Annotated in this window: 20 protein-coding genes and 3 tRNA genes; 14 read left to right on the top strand and 9 right to left on the bottom strand. The window is 66.0% G+C overall.

From position 1 onward, the window contains the following. Positions 1-5: 5 nt before the first annotated feature. The 3 genes from WK25_RS07665 to rnr form a co-directional block, all read right to left on the bottom strand. Positions 6-878: an N-acetylmuramoyl-L-alanine amidase gene (locus WK25_RS07665; RefSeq protein WP_069241354.1), complete on the bottom strand. Its 873-nt coding sequence runs from the start codon at positions 876-878 to the stop codon at positions 6-8. A gap of 116 nt (positions 879-994) precedes the next feature. Further along, the gene (gene rlmB, locus WK25_RS07660; RefSeq protein ID WP_040144090.1) at positions 995-1,738 is read right to left on the bottom strand and encodes a 23S rRNA (guanosine(2251)-2'-O)-methyltransferase RlmB; all 744 of its coding nucleotides are present in this window, start codon (positions 1,736-1,738) and stop codon (positions 995-997) included. 150 nt (positions 1,739-1,888) lie between these two features. Then, positions 1,889-4,357 (bottom strand): ribonuclease R, encoded by a 2,469-nt coding sequence (rnr, locus tag WK25_RS07655; protein WP_069241353.1) that lies wholly within the window; start codon positions 4,355-4,357, stop codon positions 1,889-1,891. A 250-nt stretch (positions 4,358-4,607) separates the two neighbouring features. Here rnr and WK25_RS07650 point away from each other — a divergent pair. The 9 genes from WK25_RS07650 (at position 4,608) to WK25_RS07610 (ending at position 13,006) form a co-directional block, all read left to right on the top strand. Further along, positions 4,608-4,694 (top strand) — tRNA-Leu (locus tag WK25_RS07650). 338 nt (positions 4,695-5,032) lie between these two features. Further along, entirely contained in the window at positions 5,033-6,022 is a 990-nt protein-coding gene (locus WK25_RS07645; RefSeq protein ID WP_069241352.1) for an aliphatic sulfonate ABC transporter substrate-binding protein, read from the top strand. 114 nt (positions 6,023-6,136) lie between these two features. Then, a tRNA-Leu gene (locus WK25_RS07640) sits at positions 6,137-6,223 on the top strand. Between the two features lie 392 nt (positions 6,224-6,615). Beyond that, a tRNA-Leu gene (locus tag WK25_RS07635) sits at positions 6,616-6,702 on the top strand. Between the two features lie 308 nt (positions 6,703-7,010). Next, a complete protein-coding gene (locus tag WK25_RS07630) occupies positions 7,011-8,258 on the top strand; it encodes an ROK family protein (protein WP_069241952.1) in 1,248 nt (415 codons plus the stop codon). After that, the gene (locus tag WK25_RS07625; RefSeq protein WP_069241351.1) at positions 8,245-9,798 is read left to right on the top strand and encodes a sugar ABC transporter ATP-binding protein; all 1,554 of its coding nucleotides are present in this window, start codon (positions 8,245-8,247) and stop codon (positions 9,796-9,798) included. The genes WK25_RS07630 and WK25_RS07625 overlap by 14 nt, the downstream gene beginning before the upstream one ends. Positions 9,799-9,838: 40 nt before the next feature. Continuing rightward, positions 9,839-10,876, top strand: a complete 1,038-nt coding sequence (locus WK25_RS07620) for an ABC transporter permease subunit (RefSeq protein WP_069241350.1) — start codon at positions 9,839-9,841, stop codon at positions 10,874-10,876. Positions 10,877-10,973: 97 nt separating this feature from the next. Then, entirely contained in the window at positions 10,974-11,918 is a 945-nt protein-coding gene (locus WK25_RS07615) for an ABC transporter substrate-binding protein (RefSeq protein WP_040144085.1), read from the top strand. A 137-nt stretch (positions 11,919-12,055) separates the two neighbouring features. Beyond that, complete coding sequence (locus WK25_RS07610) at positions 12,056-13,006, top strand: carbohydrate kinase family protein (RefSeq protein WP_059544233.1); 951 nt, start codon at positions 12,056-12,058, stop codon at positions 13,004-13,006. 72 nt (positions 13,007-13,078) lie between these two features. Here the strand turns inward: WK25_RS07610 and WK25_RS07605 are convergent, their stop codons facing one another. The 3 genes from WK25_RS07605 to WK25_RS07595 form a co-directional block, all read right to left on the bottom strand. Continuing rightward, on the bottom strand, positions 13,079-14,806 hold the full coding sequence (locus tag WK25_RS07605) for a SulP family inorganic anion transporter (RefSeq protein WP_069241349.1): 1,728 nt from the start codon (positions 14,804-14,806) through the stop codon (positions 13,079-13,081). 24 nt (positions 14,807-14,830) lie between these two features. Beyond that, complete coding sequence (locus WK25_RS07600; protein ID WP_040144082.1) at positions 14,831-15,457, bottom strand: ParB-like protein; 627 nt, start codon at positions 15,455-15,457, stop codon at positions 14,831-14,833. Positions 15,458-15,595: 138 nt separating this feature from the next. Next, positions 15,596-16,138, bottom strand: coding sequence for a GNAT family N-acetyltransferase (locus WK25_RS07595; protein WP_040144081.1), 543 nt, complete (start codon positions 16,136-16,138; stop codon positions 15,596-15,598). A 277-nt stretch (positions 16,139-16,415) separates the two neighbouring features. Here WK25_RS07595 and WK25_RS07590 point away from each other — a divergent pair, with 277 nt between their 5' ends. The 4 genes from WK25_RS07590 to WK25_RS07575 all read left to right on the top strand — a co-directional run bounded on the left by WK25_RS07590 (position 16,416) and on the right by WK25_RS07575 (position 21,695). Further along, the gene (locus WK25_RS07590) at positions 16,416-17,636 is read left to right on the top strand and encodes an MFS transporter (RefSeq protein WP_069241348.1); all 1,221 of its coding nucleotides are present in this window, start codon (positions 16,416-16,418) and stop codon (positions 17,634-17,636) included. Between the two features lie 216 nt (positions 17,637-17,852). Continuing rightward, positions 17,853-18,671: a TetR/AcrR family transcriptional regulator gene (locus WK25_RS07585; RefSeq protein ID WP_069241347.1), complete on the top strand. Its 819-nt coding sequence runs from the start codon at positions 17,853-17,855 to the stop codon at positions 18,669-18,671. 324 nt (positions 18,672-18,995) lie between these two features. After that, positions 18,996-20,750, top strand: coding sequence for an AMP-binding protein (locus tag WK25_RS07580; RefSeq protein ID WP_040144078.1), 1,755 nt, complete (start codon positions 18,996-18,998; stop codon positions 20,748-20,750). 27 nt (positions 20,751-20,777) lie between these two features. Beyond that, a complete protein-coding gene (locus WK25_RS07575; RefSeq protein ID WP_069241346.1) occupies positions 20,778-21,695 on the top strand; it encodes a DUF1571 domain-containing protein in 918 nt (305 codons plus the stop codon). Positions 21,696-21,722: 27 nt separating this feature from the next. Here the strand turns inward: WK25_RS07575 and WK25_RS07570 are convergent, their stop codons facing one another. Continuing rightward, positions 21,723-21,998, bottom strand: coding sequence for a PXPV repeat protein (locus tag WK25_RS07570; RefSeq protein WP_069241951.1), 276 nt, complete (start codon positions 21,996-21,998; stop codon positions 21,723-21,725). Between the two features lie 295 nt (positions 21,999-22,293). Here WK25_RS07570 and hfq point away from each other — a divergent pair, with 295 nt between their 5' ends. After that, positions 22,294-22,857 carry an RNA chaperone Hfq gene (gene hfq / locus WK25_RS07565; protein WP_069241345.1) on the top strand — a complete coding sequence of 188 codons (564 nt, stop codon included), beginning with the start codon at positions 22,294-22,296 and terminating at the stop codon, positions 22,855-22,857. A gap of 84 nt (positions 22,858-22,941) precedes the next feature. Here hfq and WK25_RS07560 read toward each other — a convergent pair whose 3' ends face one another. Continuing rightward, positions 22,942-23,649 carry a DUF2968 domain-containing protein gene (locus tag WK25_RS07560; protein ID WP_059544241.1) on the bottom strand — a complete coding sequence of 236 codons (708 nt, stop codon included), beginning with the start codon at positions 23,647-23,649 and terminating at the stop codon, positions 22,942-22,944. A gap of 55 nt (positions 23,650-23,704) precedes the next feature. After that, positions 23,705-25,096: a sigma 54-interacting transcriptional regulator gene (locus tag WK25_RS07555; protein WP_040144074.1), complete on the bottom strand. Its 1,392-nt coding sequence runs from the start codon at positions 25,094-25,096 to the stop codon at positions 23,705-23,707. Positions 25,097-25,098 lie beyond the last annotated feature (2 nt).

Genomic DNA, 25,098 nt, shown 5'->3' with positions numbered 1-25,098 from the left:
GGCGGTTACGGCGCGCCGACGGCGGATGCCGTGCCAGCTGCCGGCGTTTCGGGGAAGTACTTGTCGAGTAGCGCCTGCGCGATCGCGTCGGTCTCGGCGTCCGGATTGCCGGCATAGTCGGACGGCCGGAAATGCATCTGAAACGCGGCGAACACACGCCGTGTGCGCGCGTCGAGCACGCCATCGATCGGTACGTCGTAGCCGTAACGCGCGAGCTTCTGCTGCAACCCGCGTACGTCGACGAGCGCGCGCGGATCGCGGCCGGCGAGCCGCGCGGTCACGGTCGCGTCGTCCGGCCACGCGCCCACGCCCGCCTGCGCGAGCGCATGCCACGGGAACAGCGGACCGGGATCGATCTTTCGTTGCGGCGCGATGTCGCTGTGGCCGACCACGCGCGTCGGCGGAATGCGATAGCGCGCGACGATGTCCTTCGACAGCCGGATCAGCGCATCGACCTGGGCGGGCGGATACGGCTGCCACGTAAGGTTTTGCGCATCGAGCGGGCCGCGGTTCACATTCTCGATGCCGATCGACGCCGCATTGAGTTCCGTCGTGCCCTGCCATTCGCTGATGCCCGCATGCCACGCACGCTCCGATTCGGGAACGAGCTGGTAGACGACAGGCATCCCGTGTTCGATGCGCGGTTGCGGCGGCACGACGTAATGCACGCTGACCGAGTCGCCGGTCAGCGTGCGCAGCGAATTCGCTTCGTCGCTTTCGGTGTAGTGCATCACGAGGAAGCGGACCCGCGAATCCGCACCGCGCGCATGCAGGCTCGTATCGGCGTAGTAGGTGCCGCGCCCGACGAGCGACGGCGACGTACAGGCGGCCAGCAGGCCGAGGACGGCGCACGCTGCGCCGAGGCGAAACAGGGTCATGGTTCGCGCGCTGGATGAGCCGCGGGCCGCGCGCGATCGCGGCACGCGTCGTTCGGTCGTTGCGGCGCACGCGCCGCGTGCAGCCGCACCTGCAGGCCTGCGTAGCGGCCGGCCTGTCAGCCCTTCGCGCGCCGCTGGCGCACCGCTTCGTACAGGCATACGCCGCTCGCGACCGACACGTTCAGGCTTTCGACGCTGCCGGCCATCGGGATGCTCATCACGTCGTCGCACGTGTCGCGCGTGAGCCGGCGCATGCCCTCGCCTTCTGCGCCCATCACGATGGCGACCGGGCCGTCGAGCTTCGTGTCGTATAGCGTCCCCGACGCCTCGTCCGACGTGCCGATGATCCACACGCCGGCGTCCTTCAGTTCGCGCAGCGCGCGGGCAAGGTTCGTGACCGTAATGTACGGCACCGTGTCGGCCGCGCCGCTCGCAACCTTCGCCGCGGTTGCGTTCAGGCCCACCGCGCGGTCGCGCGGGGCGATCACCGCATGCGCGCCGGCCGCATCGGCGACTCGCAGGCACGCGCCGAGATTGTGCGGATCGGTGACGCCGTCGAGCACCAGCAGCAGCGCCGGACCTTGGATGCCGTCGAGCAGTTCCGACAGATTCTGAGCGAGCGGGACATCCTCGACACGCGCGACGACGCCCTGGTGGCGCTCGGTGTGCGCGAGGCCCCACAGGCGCGTTTCGTCGGCCGCGATCAGCCGCACGCCCGCTTCCTTCGCGGCGTGCAGGAACTCCTGCATGCGGCGGTCGCGGCGCGTCTGGTCGTACAGCACCTCCGCGACCGTCGACGCGTCGTGCCGCAAACGTGCGGTCACCGCATGAAAACCGTAAAGAACCTTCAGACGTGACATGACTGGAACAACCTTCGATCAAACGTGCGGCCGCGCGATGCGCGCGGCCGCGATCCATGGAAAAGGAAAGCGCCGCGTTGCCGGCGGTGACCGGTAGAACGCGGCGGCTGTCGATACTGCAACGGGCGTGCGCATGCGCCGCCCATACGCTCAATACTTCTTGCGGGCGTGCGCCTTCTTCGCGGCGGTCTTGGCCGCCGCACCGCCCTTTTTCTTTGCCGCGCGTGCGGCACGCGCTTCCTTCACCGCGGCGGTCGGCGCGCTGGCCGCTTTCTTGCGGCGCGGCGCGGCTTCGTCCGCCGGCGGCAGCGAGCGCACGCGCGGGCCGCCGCGCTCGCTGCCCGTGCCGTTACCGGCAACAGCCGGCGCCGGCGCGGGGCGCGGCGCCTTCACCGGCGTGTCGCGCACGAGCCGGAAGTCGATCTTGCGTGCGTCGAGATCGACGCGGCTTACCTGCACGCGCACACGATCGGACAGACGATAGCGGATGCCCGTGCGTTCGCCGCGCAGCTCGTTCTTGATTTCGTCGTACTGGAAGTAGTCGGAGCCGAGTTCCGTCACGTGCACGAGCCCTTCGATGAACAGCGTATCGAGCTGCACGAAGATCCCGAACGACGTGACGCCGTTCACCATCCCGCCGTACTCCTCGCCGAGCTTGTCGCGCATGAAGTAGCACTTGAGCCACGCCTCGACGTCGCGCGACGCTTCGTCGGCACGCCGCTCGTTCGCCGAGCAATGCAGGCCGAGTTCTTCCCAGATCGCGGTGTTCGAACGCGAACGGCCGCGCGTTTCGTCGTCGGCCTGCTGCATCGCGCGGGCGCGCGGCGACAGCGCGGTGTTCAGCTCGAAGCCGTCCGGCGCCTTCGGCGTGTACTTCTTGCCCGACAGGATCGCGTAGATCGCGCGATGCGTGAGCAGGTCGGGATAGCGGCGGATCGGGCTCGTGAAGTGCGCGTACGCCTCGTACGCGAGACCGAAGTGGCCGATGTTGTCCGGGCTGTAGACAGCCTGCTGCATCGAGCGCAGCAGCATCGGCTGCAGCATTTGCGCGTCGGGACGGTCGCGGATTTGCGCCATCAGCGCCGCGTAGTCGCTCGCGTGCGGCTTGTCGCCGCCGCCAAGCGACAGGCCCATGCCGCGCAGGAACGCACGCAGGTTCTCGAGCTTCTCCGGCGTCGGACCGGCGTGCACGCGATACAGGCCCGGGTGCTTGTGACGCTTCAGGAAGTCGGCCGCGCAGACGTTCGCCGCCAGCATGCATTCCTCGATCAGCTTGTGCGCGTCGTTGCGCTGGCGCGGGACGATCTGCTCGATCTTGCCCTGCGAGTTGCAGACGATGTAGGTCTCGGTCGTGTCGAAGTCGATCGCGCCGCGCTTCTGGCGCGCGGCGAACAGCGCCTTGTAGACGCCATACAGGTCCTGCAAGTGCGGCAGCAGCTCGGCGCGGCGCGCGGCCTCCGGCCCCTTGGTGTTCGACAGCACGGCGGCGACTTCGGTGTACGTCAGACGCGCGGCCGAATGGATCACCGCGGGATAGAACTGGTACGCCTTGATCTCGCCGCGTGCGGTAATCACCATGTCACACGCGAGCACGCAACGGTCGACCTGCGGGTTCAGCGAGCACAGCCCGTTGGACAGCTTCTCAGGCAACATCGGGATCACGCGGCGCGGGAAATACACCGACGTGCTGCGCTCGAGCGCGTCGGCATCGAGGCCGCTGCCCGGTTGCACGTAGTGCGACACGTCTGCGATCGCGACGATCAGGCGGAAGCCGTCGCCGCGACCGACCTTGGTCGGCTCGCAATAGACGGCATCGTCGAAGTCACGCGCATCCTCGCCGTCGATCGTCACGAGCGGCACGTCGCGGAGGTCCACGCGGAAGCGCAGATCCGCCGGGCGCACCTTGTCCGGCAGCGCGGCGGCCTCGTCGAGCGCCGGCTGACTGAATTCGTGCGGCACGCCGTACTTGCGCACCGCGATCTCGATTTCCATGCCCGGATCGTCGATGTCGCCGAGCACTTCGACGACGCGGCCGAGCGGTTGCGAATGGCGGCTCGGGAAGTCGGTCAGTTCGACGACGACGACCTGCCCGACCTTCGCCTTCTTCACGTTCTGCGTGATCAGGATGTCGTGGCCGATGCGCTTGTCTTCAGGGGCGACGATCAGCGCGCCGTTCTCATTGAGCAGACGGCCGATCACGCGCTTGTTCGCGCGCTCGGTGACTTCGACGACATGGCCTTCGGGCCGGCCGCGGCGATCGTAGCCGACGATCCGCGCGAGCACGCGATCGTTGTGCATCACCTTCTGCATTTCGCCGTTCGGCAAGAACAGGTCGTCCTGACCGTCATCGCGGATCACGAACCCGTAGCCGTCGCGATGGCCCTGCACGCGACCGGCAACGAAATTCGACGGGTGGGTAAGCTGGTAGTGGCCGCGCTTGTCGAGGCGGATCTGTCCGTCGCGTTCCATCGCGGCGACACGCCGGAAGAACCCTTCGCGCTCCTGGCGTTTGATCGACAGCGCCTCGGCGATGTCGTTGGCGGCCAGCGGCGCGTCGCTCGTACGCAGCACGCCGAGAATTTCTTCACGGCTCGGAATGGGGTACGGATATTTGCTCAAGGGTTTGTCGATGATTGTTCTCGTTGCGTTGACTGATGGTGCACGGCATCAACATAGAAGTGTCCGTCAGACAGTTCTATAGTGACGGCGGCGAACCATTCTATCACCCGCCTTGCGCAGCAAAATGACGCGAACGCCGCGGGCACGCGCGGCTGCGTCGGGTTTGCGGCATATCGCAAAAAAGTGTTGACACGAATAATTGGGGCGCTATAATCTCACTTCTTTGCAGGAAGCAGCTACTGCAAAACGTGCCCAGGTGGCGGAATTGGTAGACGCACTAGGTTCAGGTCCTAGCGGTGGCAACACCGTGGAGGTTCGAGTCCTCTCCTGGGCACCATCTGTTTTTAAAAAGGTCGGCTTCTTAGCCGGCCTTTTTTCATTTCGAGCCCAGGAAGCAAAGCGCCTGCGCGCTTTGCGCGAGGACTCGAAAGGCTGCGCTTGCAAGCGCAGCCGGGGTCGCGCTTGCGTGACCGAGTCCTCTCCTGGGCACCATCTGTTTTTAAAAAGGTCGGCCTCTTAGCCGGCCTTTTTTCATTTTCGGCACTGCATGAGTCATGCGTGCCGCGTCTTATGCCCACCGCTCCGATCGATAGCAGAATTAATCGCTTATCGATTGCCCCCCCGTTGGTACGTTAGCCGCGTCGCTTTCAATGAACCCAACGAGGAAGAGCATCCATGACGTTGATGAACCGCCGCGCATTCACTCGCGCGATGCTGGCCGCCGGCCTGAGCGCCATCGGCATGCGAGCGCACGCGGAGAAAGCAGCCACGACGTTACGCATCGGATACCAGAAATCGTCGACGCTCATTACGCTACTCAAGTCGCGCGGCACGCTGGAGCAGTCGCTCGCGCCGCTCGGCCTGCGCGTATCGTGGCATGAATTCGCGAGCGGCCTGCCGCTGACCGAAGCACTCAACATCGGCGCGGTCGATTTCAGCGCGGACGTGGCCGACACGGTGCCGGTATTCGCGCAGGCCGCGCACGCCCGGTTCGTATATGTCGCGCAGGAAGCGCCGTCGCCAAAGGCGCAGGCCATCGTCGTGAAGCAGGACAGCAGCATCCGCACGCTTGCCGATCTCAAAGGCAAGCGAATCGCGGTCACGAAGGCCGCCGGCAGCCACTACCTGCTGCTTGCCGCGCTCGCACGCGCGAACCTCGCGGTGCGCGACACAGCGGTCCACTACTTGACACCGGCGGACGGTCGCGCGGCATTCGAGCGCGGCAGCGTCGATGCGTGGAGCACGTGGGATCCGTACGTCGCTTCGGTCGAAGCGAATCCCGATGTGCGGATTCTGGCCGACGGCGACGGTCTCGCGTCGTACCAGCGCTATTACCTCGCGTCGAGCAGTTTTGCGGCCGCGCGTCCCGACGCCATCCAGATCGTATTCGATCGGTTGTCGCAGGCCGGTGCGTGGCTGCACGATCATCAGCAGGAAGCCGCCAATACGCTGGCGCCGATCTGGGGACTGGATGCCCGCACGATCGAGCGTGCGAATGCGCGCCGCAGCTATGTGGTCCGCGCGGTTGCCGCGCAGAACTTCGGCGAACAGCAGAAGATCGCCGATACGTTTCTCGCGGCCGGCTTGCTGCCCGCCCGCGTCGACACAAGCGATGCGCTGCGATGGAATTTCACGGCCAAACGGGCAGAGCCGCTTGGCGCATGAGGGCTCGATACGCAGCATCCGATATTTTTATCGCCATCGATCGAATTGTGTTGACAGCGTCTCCAGTAACGCTATAATTTCGTTTCTTTGCAGCAAGCAGGTACTGCAAAACGTGCCCAGGTGGCGGAATTGGTAGACGCACTAGGTTCAGGTCCTAGCGGTGGCAACACCGTGGAGGTTCGAGTCCTCTCCTGGGCACCATCTGTTTTTAAAAAGGTCGGCTTTTTAGCCGGCCTTTTTTCATTTCGAGCCCAGGAAGCAAAGCGCCTGCGCGCTTTGCGCGAGGACTCGAAGGGCTGCGCTTGCAAGCGCAGCCGGGGTCGCGCTTGCGTGACCGAGTCCTCTCCTGGGCACCATCTGTTTTAAAAAGGTTGGCTTTTTAGCCGGCCTTTTTTCATTTTCCGGCGCCCAATCGCGCGCGCACCCACGCGACACCACCCGCTCCGTTCGGCGAACACCTGCCTCCCTCGTCGCACCTCCTCACGCCGAGCAAACAAGCCGCAAAATATTTGCGCCCCAAGACGTCGAATTGTATTGACACAACCTTTAGACGCGCTAAAATAGCGGTCTTCGCATCGCAGCAAGCGAAACGTGCCCAGGTGGCGGAATTGGTAGACGCACTAGGTTCAGGTCCTAGCGGTGGCAACACCGTGGAGGTTCGAGTCCTCTCCTGGGCACCATCTGTTTTTAAAAAGGCCGGCTTCTTAGCCGGCCTTTTTTCATTTCCAGCCCCGCATCGCGCCACCGACGCTGCGCGACGCTCTCCCCACACGAACCGACCGGCCTCGCCGCCCCGGCCGCGCTCCCACGGCTGCTCGTCATTCGGGCCCGGAACCCGCACCCGCTGCCCGTCCGGCACGCCGCCATCCTCGCTCTCGCCGCGCCACCGGGATTTCCCTAGGCTGACACGCCGTCGCTCACACGGTTAAATAAATCAACGTGATTTATTTAATGCGCCGCCATATGGCGCACCATGGAAGGAGACGCCATGCGAAGCCCGCACATCGGCCAGGGCAGCAACTCGGCCAACGTGCGCCGTTACAACGAGCGCCTGCTGCTGAAAACGCTGCGCCGTGCGGGCAGCGCGTCGAAGGCCGATCTCGCCCGGCTCGCGAACATGACGGGCACGGCAGTCGGCAGCATCATCGCGTCGCTCGCCGACGCGAAGCTCATCGAATTCGCCGGGCGTACCGAAGGCCAGCGCGGCCAGCCGGCGTCGCTGATCCGCCTCGATCCGCGTGGCGCATTCGGTATCGGCGTCCATCTCGACCGGATGCGCATCGAAACGGCGCTTGTCAATTTCGCGGGCGACGTGCTCGGCCGCCGCTCGCACGACACGCTGCTCCCTTCGCCCGCCGATGTGCTCGACATCGTCCGGCGCGACATCGACGCGATGCAGGATCTGCTTCCGGCGCACGAGCGAGCGCGCTTGACGGGCGTCGGCGTCGCGCAGCCGTACAACCTCGGCGCATGGATGCGCGAGCTCGGCCTCGCGCCCGACACGTTCCGTGCGTGGGAGGACGTCGACTTCGCGAGCGACCTCGGCCGCACGGTGTCGCTGCCGGTGTTCGGTGAAAACGACGGCAACGCGGCCGCGATCGCCGAACTGTTCTACGGTTACGGCCGGCAGTGCGATGACTTCGTGTACCTGTTCATCGGCCCGGCGATCGGTGGCGGCATCGCAATCGACGGCGACTGCCTGCGCGGCGTGACCGGCAATGCCGGCGACATCGCCGTGATTCCCGTGCCGCCGAGCCGGCTGGCGTCCGCGCCGCCGCCGCGCGGCCCGTGGGACATCCTGCTCGCCCGCGCGTCGCTGCATGCGCTCGTGCGTCACCTGCGCCATCACGGCGAGACGGTCGAGAACCGCGCCGACCTCGAGACATGCATCGCCCGCGGCCTGCCGGCAGTCGACGAATGGATCGACGACTGCGTCGACGCGCTCGCGCCGGCATTGCGTGCGGTGTTGTGCGTCGTCGATGCGCCGGTGGTCGTGCTCGACGCCGATACCGATGCCGGCCTCCTCGATGCGGTCACGACGCGCCTGCGCGCGGCGCTGGTCGCGACCGCACCGGAAGCACGCGGCACACCGACGCTCGTGCGCGGCACGTTCGGCGCCGACGCCGGCGCAATCGGCGCCGCGACGCTGCCCATGTATTTCAATTTCTCCCCGCGGGCCGGCATCCTCAAGGGCGCCCGCACCGATTTGCAGGAGGTCCACCATGTCGCGTTCTGAGTCGCCCCGCCCGCTGCTCGAGATGCGCGGGATCAGCAAGACGTTCCCGGCCGTGCGCGCGCTCGACAACGTCAGCCTGACCGTCTATCCGGGCGAGATCCATTCTCTGATGGGCGAAAACGGCGCCGGCAAGTCGACGCTGATGAAGATCCTGTCGGGTGCGTACCAGGCTGACGCCGGCGGCGAAATCCTGATCGACGGCGCGCGCATCGACGTCGACGGCCCGCTCGCCGCACGCGATGCCGGGGTCGCCGTGATCTACCAGGAACTGTGCCTGGCGCCGAACCTGACCGTCGCCGAAAACATCTACGTCGGCCGCGAACTGCGGCGCGGCAACCGGCGCTGGGGCACCATCGACCGCGCGGCAATGGCGCGCGGCTGCCAGGACGTGCTCGCGCGTCTCGGCGCGCCGTTCGGGCCCGACACACTTGTCGGCACGCTGTCGATCGCCGAACAGCAACTCGTCGAGATCGCGCGCGCCGTGCATACCCGCGCACGCATCCTCGTGATGGACGAACCGACGACGCCGCTGTCGTCGCGCGAAACCGAGCACCTGTTCGGCCTGATCCGCCAGCTGCGCGAGGAAGGCCTCGCGATCATCTACATCAGCCACCGGATGGCGGAGATCTACGAACTGTCCGACCGCGTGTCGGTGCTGCGCGACGGGTCATACGTCGGCACGCTCGAACGCGCATCGCTGTCGGCCGAGCGGCTCGTCGCGATGATGGTCGGCCGCGACATCTCCGGCTTCTACAAGAAGGAACACGCGCCTTACGACCCCGGCCATCTGCTGCTGTCGGTGCGCGACATCGCCGACGGCGACCGCGTGCGCGGCTGCAGCCTCGACCTGCATGCCGGCGAAGTGCTCGGCATCGCCGGACTCGTCGGCGCGGGCCGCACCGAGCTCGCGCGGCTGATTTTCGGCGCGGAGCCGCGCACGCGCGGCGACGTGAAGCTCGGCGACCGCACGTTCGGCGCGCACTCGCCGCGCGACGCAATCGACGCGGGCCTCGTCTACCTGACGGAAGATCGCAAGCGCCAGGGCCTGTTCCTCGACATGAGCGTGCGCGACAACATCAACATCTCCGTGTGCAATCGCGACGCACGGCTCGGTGCGCTCGATCTCGCTCGCGGCGCCGAACGCGCGCGCGACGCGATCGCATCGCTGTCGATTCGCGTGCCGAACGCGAACGTAAACGTCGGTGCGCTGTCGGGCGGCAACCAGCAGAAAGTGCTGCTGTCGCGCCTGCTCGAAACGAAGCCGCGCGTGCTGATCCTCGATGAACCGACACGCGGCGTCGATATCGGCGCGAAATCCGAGATCTACCGGATCATCAACGAACTGGCCCGCGCGGGCGTCGGCGTGATCGTGATCTCCAGCGAATTGCCGGAGATCATCGGCGTCGCCGACCGCGTGCTCGTGATGCGCGAAGGCGAGATCGCGGGCGAACTTGGCGGCCACACGCATACCCCGATCACGCAGGAAGCGATCATCGCGCTCGCGACCGGCTCACAGGCCGAACTCGCCGACGCGCACTGACCACGGCCCCTTCATTTCCCTCTTCATTCAAGGTACCGAAATGATCAACCCGACCAAGCAGCGGAACCTCGCTTCCGCGACGGCCCATCCGGTCGCCAACCGCACGCCGCTGATGCGCGGCGCCGATCATCGCGCGCGCATGCAGTCGCTGATGCGCACCGCCGGCATGCTGCCGGTGCTGCTGGTCCTCTGCATCGGCTTCGGCTTTCTGACCGACGGCTTCTTCACGCTGCAGAATCTGTCGATCGTCACGCAGCAGGCATCGATCAACATCGTGCTGGCTGCGGGCATGACGTTCGTGATCCTGACGGGCGGCATCGACCTGTCGGTCGGCTCGGTGCTCGCCGCATCGGCCGTCGCCGCGCTGATCGCATCGACCATCCCCGGCTGGGGCTGGCTCGGCGTGCCGATCGCGCTCGCCGTCGGTCTCGTGTTCGGCGCGATCAACGGCGGCCTGATCTCGTTCCTGCGCCTGCCGCCGTTCATCGTGACGCTCGGCGCGATGACCGCCGTGCGCGGCGTCGCCCGCCTGATCGGCAACGACACCACCGTCTTCAACCCTCAACTGCCGTTCGCGTTCATCGGCAACGGCTCGGTGCTCGGCGTGCCGTGGCTCGTCATCATCGCGGTCGGGGTGATCGCGCTGTCGTGGTTCATCCTGCGCCGCACGGTGCTAGGGATGCGCATCTATTCGGTCGGCGGCAACCCGGAGGCCGCGCGGCTGTCCGGCATCAACGTGCGTGCGATTCAGCTGTTCGTCTATGCGGCATCCGGCCTGCTTGCCGGCCTCGGCGCGGTGATGTCGGCCGCGCGCCTCTATGCGGCCAACGGGCTGCAGCTCGGCCAGTCGTACGAACTCGACGCGATCGCCGCGGTGATTCTCGGCGGCACGAGCTTCGTCGGCGGTGTCGGCTCGATCGTCGGCACGCTGATCGGCGCGCTGATCATCGCGGTGCTGACCAACGGCCTCGTGCTGCTCGGCGTATCCGACATCTGGCAATACATCATCAAGGGGCTCGTAATCATCGGCGCGGTCGCGCTCGACCGCTACCGGCAGCGCGACTCGGCCCGTACCTGACGCGGACTTGCGCCGTACCGCCCGACGTTCAACCATCGAGGCGCAGTCAGGTCCTCCTGCGCCCATCCGCCAACGGACCATCCGGAGACACAACGACATGTTGAAGAACAAAGCCGCCCTGACCGCCGTCGCCTGCGCACTCGCATTCGGCGCCGCCGCCGCCCATGCCGCCGACAAGCCGCTGAAATCGATCGGCGTCACGGTCGGCTCGCTCGGCAACCCGTACTTCGTCACGATCGTCAAGGGCGCCGAAGCGCGTGCGAAACAGCTCAATCCGAATGCGAAAGTCACCGCGGTGTCGGCCGACTACGATCTGAACAAGCAGTTCACGCAGATCGACAACTTCATCTCCGCGCACGTCGACATGATCCTGTTGAACGCGACCGATCCGAAGGCGATCGAACCGGCGGTGAAGAAGGCGCAGGCAGCCGGCATCACGGTCGTCGCGGTGGACGTCGCGGCCGCCGGCGCGAACGCGACCGTGCAGACCAACAACGTGAAGGCCGGCGAACTCGCATGCGATTACCTCGCGAAGAAGCTCAACGGCAAGGGCAACGTGATCATCGAGAACGGCCCGCAGGTGTCGGCCGTGATCGACCGCGTGAACGGTTGCAAGACCGTGCTTGCGAAGAACCCGGGCATCAAGCTGTTGTCGAGCGACCAGGACGGCAAGGGCTCGCGCGAAGGCGGGATGAACGCGATGCAAGGTTATCTGACGCGCTTTCCAAAGCTCGATGGCGTGTTCACGATCAACGACCCGCAGGCGATCGGCAGCGATCTCGCGGCGAAACAGCTGAATCGCCCGAACATCGTGATCACGTCGGTCGACGGCGCGCCCGACATCGAGGTGGCGCTGAAGTCCAACACGCTCGTGCAGGCGTCGTCGAGCCAGGATCCGTGGGCGATGGCGCAGCAGGCCGTCAACGTCGGCTACGGAATCATGAACGGGCAGAAACCGGCCAATCCGATGATCCTGATCGAGCCGACGCTCGTCACGCGCGAGAACGTGAAGAGCTACAAGGGCTGGAGCAGCCCGCGCTGAGTCCGGCCGCGCGATACGGCGATCCCGGCCGGCGCCGCACCGGGCCCCGTCGCGTCACGCGGCGCCCGGCCGCCCTGCCCGGCCGTTCATCTCAACCGCTGCACTGCCGCGCGACACGCGCGGCACAAGGTTTCGACATGACGACGACGTTCCCCCGCCTGATCGTATTCGGCGAAGCGCTGACCGACTTCATCCGCGACGACGCGCAGCACTGGCGCAGCATCGCCGGCGGCTCGTGCTGGAACGTCGCGCGCGTCGGCGCACGGCTTGGTGTGCCGACTGCCTTCGCCGGCACGGTCAGCCGCGACATCTTCGGCGACGAACTGATGCGCAGGAGCGCCGATGCCGGACTCGACCTGCGCTTCATCCGTCAGGTCGATCGCGCGCCGCTGCTCGCGATGGTCGTGTCGAAACAACCGCCCGAGTATTTCTTCATCGGCGAGAACAGCGCCGACCTCGCATTCGATCCGGCCGATCTGCCGAACGGCGCGCTCGATGCAGCGGAAGTCGTGCATGTAGGTTCGCTCGGCGTCGTGCGCGAACCGCTCGCGTCGCGCCTGATCGAAGCCGCCCAGACCGCGCGCGCGGCCGGCAAGCGAATCTCGTTCGATCCGAACTATCGCGCACCGATGGCCGCGCCGTCGTATCGCCATACGCTGCGCCGGCTCGCCGGTCTCGCCGACTGGATCAAGGTCTCGGATGAAGATCTGCGCGGGCTGTTTCCCGAACTCGACGAAGCGGCCGCGCTCGCGCAATTGCGCGAGTGGGCGCCCGATGCGGCCGTGCTGGTCACGCGCGGCGCGACCGGCATGCAGCTGCTGCATCGCGACACCGCGTTGTTCCAGCCGGCGTTCGCGACCGAAGTCGCCGACACCGTCGGCTGCGGCGACGCCAGCATCGGCGGCTGGCTCGCGAGCCAGCTCGCGCATCCCGACGCCACGGACGCCGATCATTTGCGCTACGCGGCCGCGTGCGCGTCGGTCGCCTGTGCGCATGCGGGCGCGTATGCGCCGACTGCCGACGAGGTAGCGGACGTCATCGCCCGTCGCGCACGCGGCGAGCCGGCCGATACGGCTGTGTCTTACTAGGCGGCGCCGAGCGGCACTGAACCGCAACGCGCCGCACTTCGACGTCCCGGGCAGCGGATGTGCGACCCGTCGTCACGCGCCCCGCGCGTCGCCGGCTCCGGCGCTGCCGCGCGCCAGCAGCAATTGCAGGCTCTCGTCGACACTCAGTTCCGACATCGCATCGTCGCGCAGCGTAGCGTCTGCCGCACGACGCAGCGCATGCAGCGCGTGCTCCTTGAGCCGCACGATCGCGAACTGCAGTCCGCGCGCCGCGCATTCGGCCGCGAACGTGCGCAGCGACTCGATCGTCGTACCGTCGACGTCCGGCGTTTCCTCCAGGCTCAGCATCACGGTATGCGTGTCCGGCGCGGCTTTCAGCAGCCCGCGCACGCGATTGAGCATCCGGTCCGCGTTCGCGAAGAACAACTGCGCCTCCGGCCGCACAATGAGCACGCCGGGGATCGTCTTCGCATCGGCGTGATTCGCGACGTCGACGAAATCGTGCCCGTCGCGCAGCCGGCCCAGCACGCTCACGTTCGGCTCCGAAAGCTTGCGCAGCGTCAGCAAGAGACTCACGCCGATCGCTGCGAGCAGCCCGTGCAACACGCCGAGCACGAGCACCGCAAGCAGTGCGGCAATCACCACGAGCCGGTCGCGATGCCACGCCCAGTACGGCCGGAACACCGACGGATGCAGCGAATGGCTGACCGCGAAAATCACGATCGCCGCGAGCACCGGCTCAGGCGTGCGCGCGAGCTGCGGCAGCAGCAGCCACACGATCAACGCAACTACGCCGGCCGCCCACAGGCCGGCGAAACGCGATTGCGCGCCGGCCGCCTCGTTCGCGGACGTCGCCGAGTAGCCTGCTCCGACCGGCATCCCGTGCAGCAACCCCGATACGAGGTTCGCGCAGCCGAGCGCAACCAGGTCGCGATTCGCCGACACGCTGTCGCCGTGCTTGAGCGCGAAGTTGCGAATCGATCCGTACGACTCCGCATACAGGATCAGCATCAGCGCGAACGCGAGCTCGACCGTCTGCATCCAGGCGTTGCGATCGAGCTGCGGCAGCCCGAAGTCAAGGTGCCGGAAGTCGATGTGTCCGACGATCGCGATCCCGTAGTGCTGCCAGTCGAGCAGATAGCTGGCCGCGATCGACAGCACGATCACGACAAGTGTCGCCGGGACGCGCGAGCGCCGTCCGAGCACGAACAGCAGCGCGAGCGCGGTCGCGCCGAGCGCGACGCTCGCGAGATTCGCCTGCGGCGCACCGGTGACGAGTTCGAGTGCGACATGCGGCGCGTCGCCGTGATGCACGGAAATCGCGAGAATCTTTGGCAACTGCTTGATGACGATCGTCAGCGCCAATCCGAACGTGAAGCCGCGCAGGACCGGACGCGCGACGAAGTCCGACATGCCGCCGAGCCGCGCGGCGCCCGCGAGGATGAACAGCACGCCCGTCATCGCAACGAGCGCGGCGGCCAGTGCGAGCTGCGCGGCCAGCGCCATTCCGGATTCGGCCAGCACGGTCGCCGCGAGCACCGCTGCCGACGACGACGTCGACGCCACGATCGCGAAGCGGCTGCTGCCGGTCAGCGCATAGACGACGAGCCCCGAGAGCAGCGCGATGAGGCCGGCCTGCGGCGGCAGGTTTGCGAGGCCGGCATACGCGACCGCCTCGGGAATCAGCAGCCCGGCGATCGACAGGCCGGCCAGCGCATCGAGGCCAATGCGCCGCGCAGGCGGCGGCGGGGCCGCATCGAGTGCAGCGAAATGCTCGGGATGCTGCGGGCCGGCATCCGGTCGGGTCGGTGCTGTTGTCATGACGTAGAAGCCGACGAGCCCGTGTCAGGGCTTCACGGCGATCACGCCCGACCACCCGGGCAGATAGCGCGCGTCCTGGTCGTGTGCGCGGCTTAGCGCGACGTCGAGCGCCTTCGAGAAGTTCTTGCGGATCTGGTCGAGCGTCACGTGCTGGCGCAGGTAATCGGCCCACAGGAATTCGCTGAACGGCGTCGCGTCCTTCGCATAGCCGCCGGCGGTGCGCAGTTCGCCCGCGAGACTGCGATACGGGTCGTCCGCGAGCCCCGTCAGCGACTTCGGCAATTGCGCGTAGTCGCGGCGCGAGCCGTCCACGCCGAACGGATGCACCCACTGGTTGTGTTCCATCATCCGCCAGAAGATCGTGTCGTCGAGCCAGGATAGATCCTTCAGCAGCATCGCGTTCACGCTCGACTCCCCTTCCTCGATCAGCGCGAGGCCGAGATGGTGATGATCGGTGATGTAGTGCAGCCCGCCCGGGCCGAGGACGGCCGGAAACCAGTGCGATTCGATCGCGGCCTTGCGCGCACGCTTGCCGAGTGTCTTCCAGTGTTTGCGCTTCGCTTTCACTTCACGATAGCCGACCGTCATTTGCGTCGGACGCAGTGCGTCGAGCCGGACGGGAATCAGATGAACGTCGTTGCCGAGTGCCACGGTCGTACCCCATGTTTCGAATTTCCGGCAACGATACTCCTGATCTCGCGCGCCGTTAATACGTCGCGAGACCGATGCGCGCGCGTTTGACGATCCCTGACACCCGGCCGCACCACGTTGCAGCGTCACATTGCCGTGTCACGTGCGCAGGTCGTCGCGTTCGAGGCGATGGCGAATGTACGGAATCCCGTCCTGCACGACACCCACGCGGCGCATCCCGAGCTTGCGCGCGACGTTCAGCGAGCCCGTGTTCGCCTCGGCAATGTCGGCGATCATGCGCGGCAGCCGCACGGTGTCGAACGCGTGACGCACGACGGCCGCGGCGGCCTCGCTCGCGATGCCGCGCCCCCAAGCCGCACGCACGAGCCGCCAGCCGATCTCGACGTCGCGCGCGCCGTTCGCATAATCGGGAATCAGCAGGATCCAGCCGATGAACGCTTCGGGCGCGGCCTTCTCGAAGATCGACCAGTAGCCGAGGCCGGGCGGATACTCGCGTGTGATGCGGTGCGTGACGAAGCGGCGGTGCTCGACCGGGTCGTGCCATGGCCCTGCGATGTGCCGCGTGACTTCCGGATCGCGATCCATCTCGATGCACGCGTCGAGATCGTCCAGCACGCGCTGCCGCAGCCACAACCGCTCGGTCTCGAGGACGGGCAACGTGGCGACGGAAGGTTCGTTCATCGGGGCTCCTGATGCGGGGAAGGCGCGCATCGCGCATTACATAACGGATACAACAAGCCTTCCTGAATGATACAGATGGCTGTCGCTTGTCTGGCACGGCCGCGCTCCCGCTTTCGCAACAGCGCGTTTCGTAGGGATTATTCCCGATTCTCCGTGTCGCGCCCCGCAACGCGCGGCTCGGCCGCCTACACTCCATCCATGCCCCTGCACCGCGCGCGAGCCTGGCCGGCACCCGCGTGCGATACGTGAACGCGCAAGCCAACGAGGAGACCCGGACATGAGCTGGACCCGCGAACAACGCAACGTCACGATCGCCGCCTACCTCGGGTGGACGCTCGACGCATTCGACTTTTTCCTGATGGTGTTCGTGCTGAAGGACATTGCCGCCGAATTCGCGTCGACGATCCCCGCGGTCGCGTTCGCACTCACGCTGACGCTCGCAATGCGCCCGATCGGCGCGCTGATCTTCGGCCGGCTCGCTGACCGCTTCGGTCGCCGCCCGACGCTGATGGTCAACATCGCGTGTTATTCGCTGCTCGAGCTCGCGTCCGGCTTCGCGCCGAGTCTGACCGCGCTGCTGGTACTGCGCGCACTGTTCGGGATCGCGATGGGCGGCGAATGGGGCGTCGGCTCCGCACTGACGATGGAAACCGTGCCGACCCATGCGCGCGGCATCGTGTCGGGATTGCTGCAGGCCGGCTATCCGAGCGGTTACCTGCTCGCGTCCATCGTGTTCGGCCTCCTCTACCAGTACATCGGCTGGCGCGGGATGTTCATGATCGGCGTGCTGCCCGCGCTGCTCGTGCTGTACGTGCGCGCGCACGTGCCCGAATCGCCCGCGTGGAAGCAGATGGAAAAGCGTGCACGGCCGGGTCTCGCCGCAACGTTGCAGCAGAACTGGAAGCTCACGATCTACGCGATCGTGCTGATGACCGCGTTCAACTTCTTCTCGCACGGCACGCAGGATCTCTACCCGACCTTCCTGCGCGAACAGCATCACTTCGATCCGCACACCGTGTCGTGGATCACGATCGTGCTGAACATCGGCGCGATCGTCGGCGGGCTGTCGTTCGGCGCGATTTCCGAGCGCATCGGCCGACGTCGCGCGATTTTCATCGCCGCGCTGATCGCGCTGCCGGTGCTGCCGCTGTGGGCGTTCGCGAGCGGCGCGCTCGCGCTCGCCGCCGGCGCGTTTCTGATGCAGATCTCCGTGCAGGGCGCGTGGGGCGTGATCCCCGTCCACCTGAACGAAATCTCGCCGGATGAAATTCGCGCGACGTTCCCCGGTGTCGTCTATCAACTCGGCAATCTGCTCGCATCGGGCAACGCGACAATGCAGGCTTCGCTCGCGGTTTCGCAAGGCAACAACTACGGGTTTGCGCTCGCGCTCGTCGCCGGCATCGTCGCCGTCGTGATCGCGGTGCTGATCCTGTTCAGCCGGGAACGCCGCGGGATTGATATGACGCAATCGGTCAATACGCGTACTACTGCCGGTTGAGCCCGCGCATTTGCGCAATGCATCATCGCGCGGGCCGCGTCGCCGCGCGATCGCACGCGACGATTGCCGCAGTCGCACATTGAACTAGAGGAATTTTTCGAGATTCCCTGCTTGCCCGCGCCGCCCGCGTTTTTTTATCTTAATGAAAACGGCTGTTTGAATCAGATAATCAAATCACCTGTTCGCGCCCGGGCGACCGGCGTTGGGAGGCGGGACATGGCAGTAAGTCAGGAGGGGCGACCGTCTGCGGGACGGCCGTCCGGGACGCGGTCATCCGGCAATCGGCAGGTCGGCGGAACGAAGGCGCGCATTCTCGATGCCGCCGAGGACCTGTTCATCGAGCATGGCTTCGAAGCGATGTCGATGCGGCAGATCACGTCGCGTGCGGCAGTCAACCTCGCCGCGGTCAACTACCACTTCGGCAGCAAGGAAGCGCTGATTCACGCGATGCTGTCGCGTCGGCTCGATCAGCTCAACCAGGAACGCCTCGGCATCCTCGATCGCTTCGATGCGCAGCTCGGTGCGCACATCACCTGCGAACACGTGCTCGGTGCAATGTTCATTCCGGCGCTCAAGGCATCGCGCGATCCCGATCGCGGCGGCCCCGCGTTCCTGCGGCTGATCGGCCGTGCGTACACCGACCCGTCGCCGTTCGTGCGCAACTTCCTGACCGCGCACTATGCGAGCGTCGCGGGGCGCTTCTTCGATGCGTTCCAGCGCGCGCTCCCGCATCTGCCACGCACCGAACTCGGCTGGCGGCTGCACTTCGCGATCGGCGCGCTGTCAGGCGCGCTGGCCGGTGCAGAAACCGAAAGCCTGATCGACGAATTCTCGCAGGGCCGGACGATGAACGACGTGCAAATGATCGCGCGGCTGTCGTCGCTGATCGTCGCCGCGCTGAAGGCGCCGATGCCTGACAGCGCGCAGTTGTCGATCTTCGCGGCCGTGCTCGACGATGCGGGCGCGAGCGAAGCGTTCGGACTGCCGTCGAGCACGGCGGCCGCCGATACGGCGCCGATGCATTCGGCGAGTTGAGCGCGTCTGGTCGCGCAGACGGGGTATCACGATGGAGCCGGCTTGGGTCGGGGCGCACGCGCCGGCGCGGGCCGGACAAATGCGATGCGGTGAAGGTCCGTATGGCTCTCGGCGATGGAAAACACCGCAGGAGCGAGCGCTGAAGCGCTGATGCTCAACAACCGCGAAGTATAGGCGGGAATAATGCGCCGAAGCGCCGACTCTCGCCGACCGCGAAGCATGGGACGAGAGTAAGGCGCTGAAGCGCCAGCTCTCGCCGACCGCGAAGCATGGGACGAGAGTAAGGCGCTGAAGCGCCAACTCTCGTCGACACGGAGACACGTCATGTCCTCATTCGCAGCAACCGCAGCAACCCAGCTCCCGCCAAACACCGACGGCATCTGGTACGCATCGTACCCGCCCGGCGTGCCGCACGAGATCGACGTCACACAGTACGAATCACTCGTGCAGTTCTTCGACGAATGCACGGCCCGCTTCGCGGACCGCGTCGCCTACGTAAGCGCCGGCGCGTCGATGACGTACCGCACGCTCGCGCAGAAAGTCGACGCGTTCGCATCGTATCTGCAAAGCATCGGCGTCAAGCCAGGCGACCGCGTCGCGATCATGCTGCCGAACACGTTCCAGTACCCGGTCGCACTGTTCGGCACGCTCAAGGCCGGCGCAATCGTGGTCAATGTGAATCCGCTCTACACCGCGCGCGAACTCGCTCATCAGCTGAAAGACAGCGGCGCGCAAACGATCGTCGTGTTCGAGAACTTCGCACGCACGCTGCAGGATGCGTTGCCTGAAACGCAAGTGAAGAACATCGTCGTCACCGCGCTCGGCGATCTCCTCGCCGACGGCTTCAACGCGAAAGGACGCCTGATCAATTTCGTGCTGAAACACGTGAAGAAGCTCGTGCCGGCCTACAACCTGCCACAGGCGGTCCGGCTGCGCTCGGCACTCGCGCTCGGCGCGCGCGGCAAGCCGCAACCGGTGCAAGCCGCGCGCGACGATCTCGCGTTCCTGCAATATACGGGCGGCACGACCGGCGTCGCGAAAGGCGCGATGCTCACGCACGGCAACCTGATCGCCAACCTGCTGCAGGCGAAGGCATGGATCGCCGACCAGGTATCGGGCGACGTCGAAACCGTATTGACGCCGCTGCCGCTCTACCACATCTATTCGCTGACCGTGAACGCGTTCATCTTCATGGGTCTCGGCGGACGCAACATCCTGATCGCGAACCCGCGCGACATGACGATGGTGATGAAGATCATTCGCCACGAAACGTTTACCGGAATCACCGGCATCAACACGCTGTACAACGCATTCCTCGACAACGAGGAATTCCGCAAGCGCGACTTCTCGAAGCTGAAGCTCGCGATGGCGGGCGGCATGGCGATGCAGCGCGCGGTCGCGGAGCGCTTCCAACAGGTTACCGGGCGACCGGTCGTCGAGGGTTACGGGCTTACCGAATGCTCGCCGATCGTCACGATGAACCCGGTCGACCTGAACGACATGGCCGCGTTCAGCGGCTCGATCGGCCTGCCCGCGCCGTCGACGATGGTGCGCTTTCGCCGCGAGGACGGCAGCTGGGCAGGCATCGGCGAGCCGGGCGAGCTGTGCGTGCGCGGGCCGCAAGTGATGCGCGGCTACTGGCAGCGGCCCGACGAGACCGCGAAAGTGATCGACGCCGACGGCTGGCTCGGCACCGGCGACATCGGTGTGATGGACGAGCGCGGCTTCATCAGGCTCATCGACCGCAAGAAGGACATGATCCTCGTGTCGGGCTTCAACGTATATCCGAACGAGATCGAGGAAGTGCTGGTCATGCATCCGGGCATCAGCGAAGCGGCTGCGATCGGCATCCCCGACGACGTGCAGGGGGAACGGATCAAGGTGTTCGTCGTGCGCCGCGACCCCTCGCTTACGGTCGACGACGTGCTCGCGCACTGCCGCAAGAACCTCACCGGCTACAAGATGCCGAAGTTCGTCGAGTTCCGCGACGCGCTGCCGCAGACGAACGTCGGCAAGATCCTGCGCCGTGCGCTGCGCGACGAGGAGCTCGCGAAGATCAACGCGGCGAAGCAAGGTTGATCGCCCCACCGTTCCGAGACACTATCGATGAACGAACGAAAGAAGCGCCGCGCTGCGGCCGTTGCCGCCGCTGCGATCGCAGCCATGCTGCTCCTCGTGCAGCCGAGCCTGCATGCGCAGGAATCGGCCGACACCGCCGGTGCGGCACAAGAGGCCGTGCTGCCGGCGGAGCTGGCGAAGGTAACGCGCGAGCCGGTCGCGCAGCAGGCGCGCTGGCTGCATATGGCCGCGCAACGCGGCACGCTCGCGCAACTCGACGATGCGACGCTCACGGCATTCTTCAAGGCGCTCGACCCGCTCGCGGTGCCGCTCTACATCCGCAACGGGCCGAACGGCTATCCGTCGTACCAGTTCACCATGGTGCGCCAGGAGCGCATCAGCGGGAAATGGTCGGACACGCCCGACCGCATGCTCGTGAAGACCACCCGCGAGCCGCTGCGCATCTATGCGAAATGGCTGCCAGGCGGCGCGCATGCAGGACAGGAAACGATCTACGACGCGACACAGCGCAAGGACGAGATGTACGGCCACCTCGGCGGGCTGCTCGGCAAGATTCCGTTGTGGACCGCGCTCGACGGGGCGCTCGCGCGTGCGCAGTCGAATCACCAGGTAAAGGATCTCGGCACCGAGTTCATCGCAAACTTGTACCTGAGCGAGGGAAAGAAATACCAGGAAGCCGGCGTGCAGCGGCCGACGCAAGTGGAAGCGAAAACGATCGGCGGCGTGCGCGTGGTCGCACTGACGTACGAGACACCGACCGGACGCACGCAGTTCTATGCAAAGAAGGAAATCCTCGGGCTCGATCTGCACGCGCCCTACTTCCGGACCGTCGAATCGTATGACAACGACGGCCGGATTTTCGAGCGGATCGTCATCGAGAAGATCGCCCCGGTGACGCTCGACGAATCCGCATTCGATCCGAAAAACCCGGATTACGCGTTCTGACCGTCACCGCGACGACGCATGCCGCGCTCAATCGTCGTCATCGTCGTGATGCTTGCGCCAGTGCTTGTAATAGTGCTTGCGCCATTTCCGGTCGCGGTCGTCATCGTCACCGTAGTAGCCATATCCGTAACCCGGATAGGCGACCACCGCCGGCTGCGGCGCCACATAGACTGGCGCCGGTTCGACATAGACGGGTGCAACCGGCACGCCGATGCCGACCGAAAGATCCACCTGCGCCATTGCAGTGCCGGACGCGAGCAATGCCGCGCTCCCGATCCACACCGCCCATCCCCTGTTGTTCATGTTTCGGTTCCCCATTTCCCGCCGGCCTGCCCGGCACGCGCGACGAATGTAATCCCGGCCGGCGCGCGCAGGTGCTACGCCGGTGCGAGAGTCGTAACGCGACGTAACGAACGGCATAGCCATTCGACCGAATCGCGAAAACGCGCGGGAACGTCTATAGTGGGTTACGGTTCGACACAATCGCGACCGCGCGCTGGCGGAACGAACAGGGTAAAATCCCGCCAAACACCCGGTGGGCGACCACGCCACACACACGCACAACATATTCTCTGACGCAGGCTCCTGCCGCACCTCAATGGCCAATCCCGCAGAATCCCATCCGCAAAACGACTTCATCAATGCGGCGCGCAAGGAACGTAAGCGCGTTGAAATCTATCTCGTCAACGGCATTCGTCTGACGGGTTGCATCGAGTCGTTCGACCAGTATCTGGTGATGCTGCGCACCCCCGTGGGTCTGCAAGGCATCTACAAGCGTGCAATTTCGACGATCCAGCTCGACACCGGCGGCTCGCGCCCGGGCGGCGGCCCCCGCGGCCCGCGTACCGGCGGCCGGCCGGGCGGCCGCGAAGGCGGCGGCCATAGCCCGTACGGCTCGCACGGCGGCTCCCGCGAGCCGCGCGGCGACGGCGGCTACGGCTCGCGCGAGCCGCGTGAAGGATACGGCTCGCGTGAACCGCGCGAAGGCTATGGCCCGCGCGAACCGCGCGAGGGTTACAGCGCGCCGCGCGAACCGCGTGAAAGCTACGGTGCGCCTCGCGATGCCGGCGATGCATCGGGCAACGCGCCGTCGGACTCGCGCAGCGGCAATGGCCCGGTTATCGTCACCCGCCGCCGGCGCATCGTGCCGGACGGCCAGTAAAACGAAAGGGCAAGCCAACCGGCTTGCCCTTTTTTCTCGTGGGGCGGCGCGGCATGTCGCCGCACCGCCGGACCATGATCGCGCTCAGTGCGCCCTCGACGGCAAACCCGCGTCAGCCTCGCGCTGCAGCGAACGCACCTGCTGCTGCAATGCGCGCAATTGCGACTGAAGTTGCGCCTGTTGCGCCTGCAGCGCCGCCGTTTCGTTGCGTACGCTCTTCTGGCGATCGGCCACCGCCGCCTGCTGTTCGCGAGCGATCGAAATGTCCGCTTGCAGGCGGCGCGCGCGGTCTTGCGTGACCTGGATCTGCCGGTCCATTTGCGCCTTCTGCGCTTCCAGTTTCGCCGCACGCAGCTCGTTTACCGCCAACCGCTCGGCCTGATGCGAAAAATCGCGGTAGATCGCTTCTGCGCGCGCATCGTCGTGCGTCTTGATCACCCGCCAGAACGCCTTCTGCTGGAACAGCGCAACGAAGTACGCACCGTCCTTGACGTTGAACAACAGGCTCGCGCCGTAGCTGCCGTTATAGCTGGTGCGCATTTCCGTCAGCGAATGCGCCTGGATCTGCCGTTGCAGTTCGTCGACCGTGCTGGGCCCCGTCGTCTCGCCGGCCTGCGGCTGCACCGACGGCTGCGCCTGCTGATCGATCGCCGGGATCGCCGCCACCGGCGCCGACGCCTGCTGCACCGCCTGCGCCGCGTCGCCCGCCAATCCCTGCGCGTACGCGCCCTGCATGCCTCCCATCATGGCGAACAAAAGACATGCCCGCCCCAACCTCGTCATATGGCTCATGAATGCTTATTCCCCGCCCGTGTCGTTGTAATTGCACGCGATTTTATCTCATTAATTACTCGCTTTCGCGGGCCTCGGGCTCTTCGTCGAAGATCTGATACTTGCGCATCTTTTCCCACAACACCTTGCGGCTGATGCCGAGCTGTTGCGCCGTGTCCTGGCGACGCCAACCGTTCGCGTCGAGCGCGGCGATCACGCGACTGCGCTCGTTCATGTCCCACTTGCTGCGGTCGACGAACACTTCCGCCGCGCTCTCCGCCGGCACCGGCTGCGCCGAATTGCGTGCGTGCGCGACCAGCCGCTGGAGTCGCGCGGCGTCCCAACCGCCGGTCTGCCGCACCGTCACGCCGACGCGCTCCGCCAGATTGCGCAACTCGCGCACGTTGCCGGGGAAATAGCTGTCCGCGACCGCGTCCGCGAGCCAGTAAGGCAGATCGGACAGTTGTGCGAGCCGCTCCTCGCCCACCACTTCTGCGACGAACGACTTGAACAGCGCGATCTTGTCGACCGCGCCGCGTTCCTCCAGCGACGGAATGTTGAGCTCGATCACCGCGAGGCGATAGTAAAGATCCGCGCGGAACAGGCCGTCCTTCACGAGTTGCGGCAGTTTCTTGTTGCTCGCCGCGACGAGACGGAAATCGACCTTGATCGGCGTCGTCGCGCCAACCCGCAGCACCGCGCCGTCCTCGAGCACGCGCAACAGCTTCACCTGCTGGTATAGCGGCAGGTCGCCCACTTCGTCGAGGAACAGCGTGCCGCCGGCCGCCTGTTCGAAATAGCCTTTATGCGCAACAACCGCACCGGTAAACGAGCCTTTCGCGTGACCGAAGAACAGCGATTCGAACAGACCGTCCGGAATCGCGCCGCAGTTGACCGGCACGAATTCGCCGTGCCGGTAGCGCGAATGCTTTTCGTGCAGCAGTTGCGCGATGCGCTCCTTGCCGACGCCGGTTTCGCCGTGCAGCAGCACGTTGGTATCGCAGTCGGCGAACGTGTCGACTTCGCGCAGCAGCGCCTGCATCGATTCGGAGTGCGCGACGAGTTCGGACGGCTGCAGCGTTTCGGCGGCGTGCGCGCGCAACTGCGTGACGAGCTTGCCGACCATCCCGCGCAGCTCGGCGCACGTGAAGTCGAGCGGCAGGATGTGTGAATAGTCGGGCGGATACTGCGATGCGTCGTGGTCGCGTGCCGCACCGACCCATACGACCGGCATGCCGATGTTCGCCTGCCAGTCGCGCAGGAACGCCGCGCCGGTTTCGATCATCGTCACGCTGATGATCGCGAGCGACGGCCGCAACGCGGCGCGCTCGGGCGAGATCTCCGCGTTGTCGGCGCGGATCACTTCGACGTCGAAGCTCGCCATGCAGCGGGCAACGCGGTCGACGATGTCCGCCTTGCCTTCCCAGACGTACAGGTCGAGTTCTGCGATTGCGGGGGGGGTTCTCATTG

Origin of the sequence: Burkholderia latens, from assembly GCF_001718795.1 — a bacterium.
Taxonomy (GTDB): domain Bacteria; phylum Pseudomonadota; class Gammaproteobacteria; order Burkholderiales; family Burkholderiaceae; genus Burkholderia; species Burkholderia latens_A.
This window is presented reverse-complemented; position numbering and strand designations above follow the sequence as displayed.

What these genes read in the sequence shown, in the direction of transcription:
- WK25_RS07665 (WP_069241354.1), bottom strand. Translation starts at nt 878, where the DNA reads ATGACCCTGTTTCGCCTCGGCGCAGCGTGCGCCGTCCTCGGCCTGCTG.
- rlmB (WP_040144090.1), bottom strand. Translation starts at nt 1,738, where the DNA reads ATGTCACGTCTGAAGGTTCTTTACGGTTTTCATGCGGTGACCGCACGT.
- WK25_RS07645 (WP_069241352.1), top strand. Translation starts at nt 5,033, where the DNA reads ATGACGTTGATGAACCGCCGCGCATTCACTCGCGCGATGCTGGCCGCC.
- WK25_RS07630 (WP_069241952.1), top strand. Translation starts at nt 7,011, where the DNA reads ATGCGAAGCCCGCACATCGGCCAGGGCAGCAACTCGGCCAACGTGCGC.
- WK25_RS07625 (WP_069241351.1), top strand. Translation starts at nt 8,245, where the DNA reads ATGTCGCGTTCTGAGTCGCCCCGCCCGCTGCTCGAGATGCGCGGGATC.
- WK25_RS07620 (WP_069241350.1), top strand. Translation starts at nt 9,839, where the DNA reads ATGATCAACCCGACCAAGCAGCGGAACCTCGCTTCCGCGACGGCCCAT.
- WK25_RS07615 (WP_040144085.1), top strand. Translation starts at nt 10,974, where the DNA reads ATGTTGAAGAACAAAGCCGCCCTGACCGCCGTCGCCTGCGCACTCGCA.
- WK25_RS07610 (WP_059544233.1), top strand. Translation starts at nt 12,056, where the DNA reads ATGACGACGACGTTCCCCCGCCTGATCGTATTCGGCGAAGCGCTGACC.
- WK25_RS07605 (WP_069241349.1), bottom strand. Translation starts at nt 14,806, where the DNA reads ATGACAACAGCACCGACCCGACCGGATGCCGGCCCGCAGCATCCCGAG.
- WK25_RS07595 (WP_040144081.1), bottom strand. Translation starts at nt 16,138, where the DNA reads ATGAACGAACCTTCCGTCGCCACGTTGCCCGTCCTCGAGACCGAGCGG.
- WK25_RS07590 (WP_069241348.1), top strand. Translation starts at nt 16,416, where the DNA reads ATGAGCTGGACCCGCGAACAACGCAACGTCACGATCGCCGCCTACCTC.
- WK25_RS07585 (WP_069241347.1), top strand. Translation starts at nt 17,853, where the DNA reads ATGGCAGTAAGTCAGGAGGGGCGACCGTCTGCGGGACGGCCGTCCGGG.
- WK25_RS07580 (WP_040144078.1), top strand. Translation starts at nt 18,996, where the DNA reads ATGTCCTCATTCGCAGCAACCGCAGCAACCCAGCTCCCGCCAAACACC.
- WK25_RS07575 (WP_069241346.1), top strand. Translation starts at nt 20,778, where the DNA reads ATGAACGAACGAAAGAAGCGCCGCGCTGCGGCCGTTGCCGCCGCTGCG.
- WK25_RS07570 (WP_069241951.1), bottom strand. Translation starts at nt 21,998, where the DNA reads ATGAACAACAGGGGATGGGCGGTGTGGATCGGGAGCGCGGCATTGCTC.
- hfq (WP_069241345.1), top strand. Translation starts at nt 22,294, where the DNA reads ATGGCCAATCCCGCAGAATCCCATCCGCAAAACGACTTCATCAATGCG.
- WK25_RS07560 (WP_059544241.1), bottom strand. Translation starts at nt 23,649, where the DNA reads ATGAGCCATATGACGAGGTTGGGGCGGGCATGTCTTTTGTTCGCCATG.
- WK25_RS07555 (WP_040144074.1), bottom strand. Translation starts at nt 25,096, where the DNA reads ATGAGAACCCCCCCCGCAATCGCAGAACTCGACCTGTACGTCTGGGAA.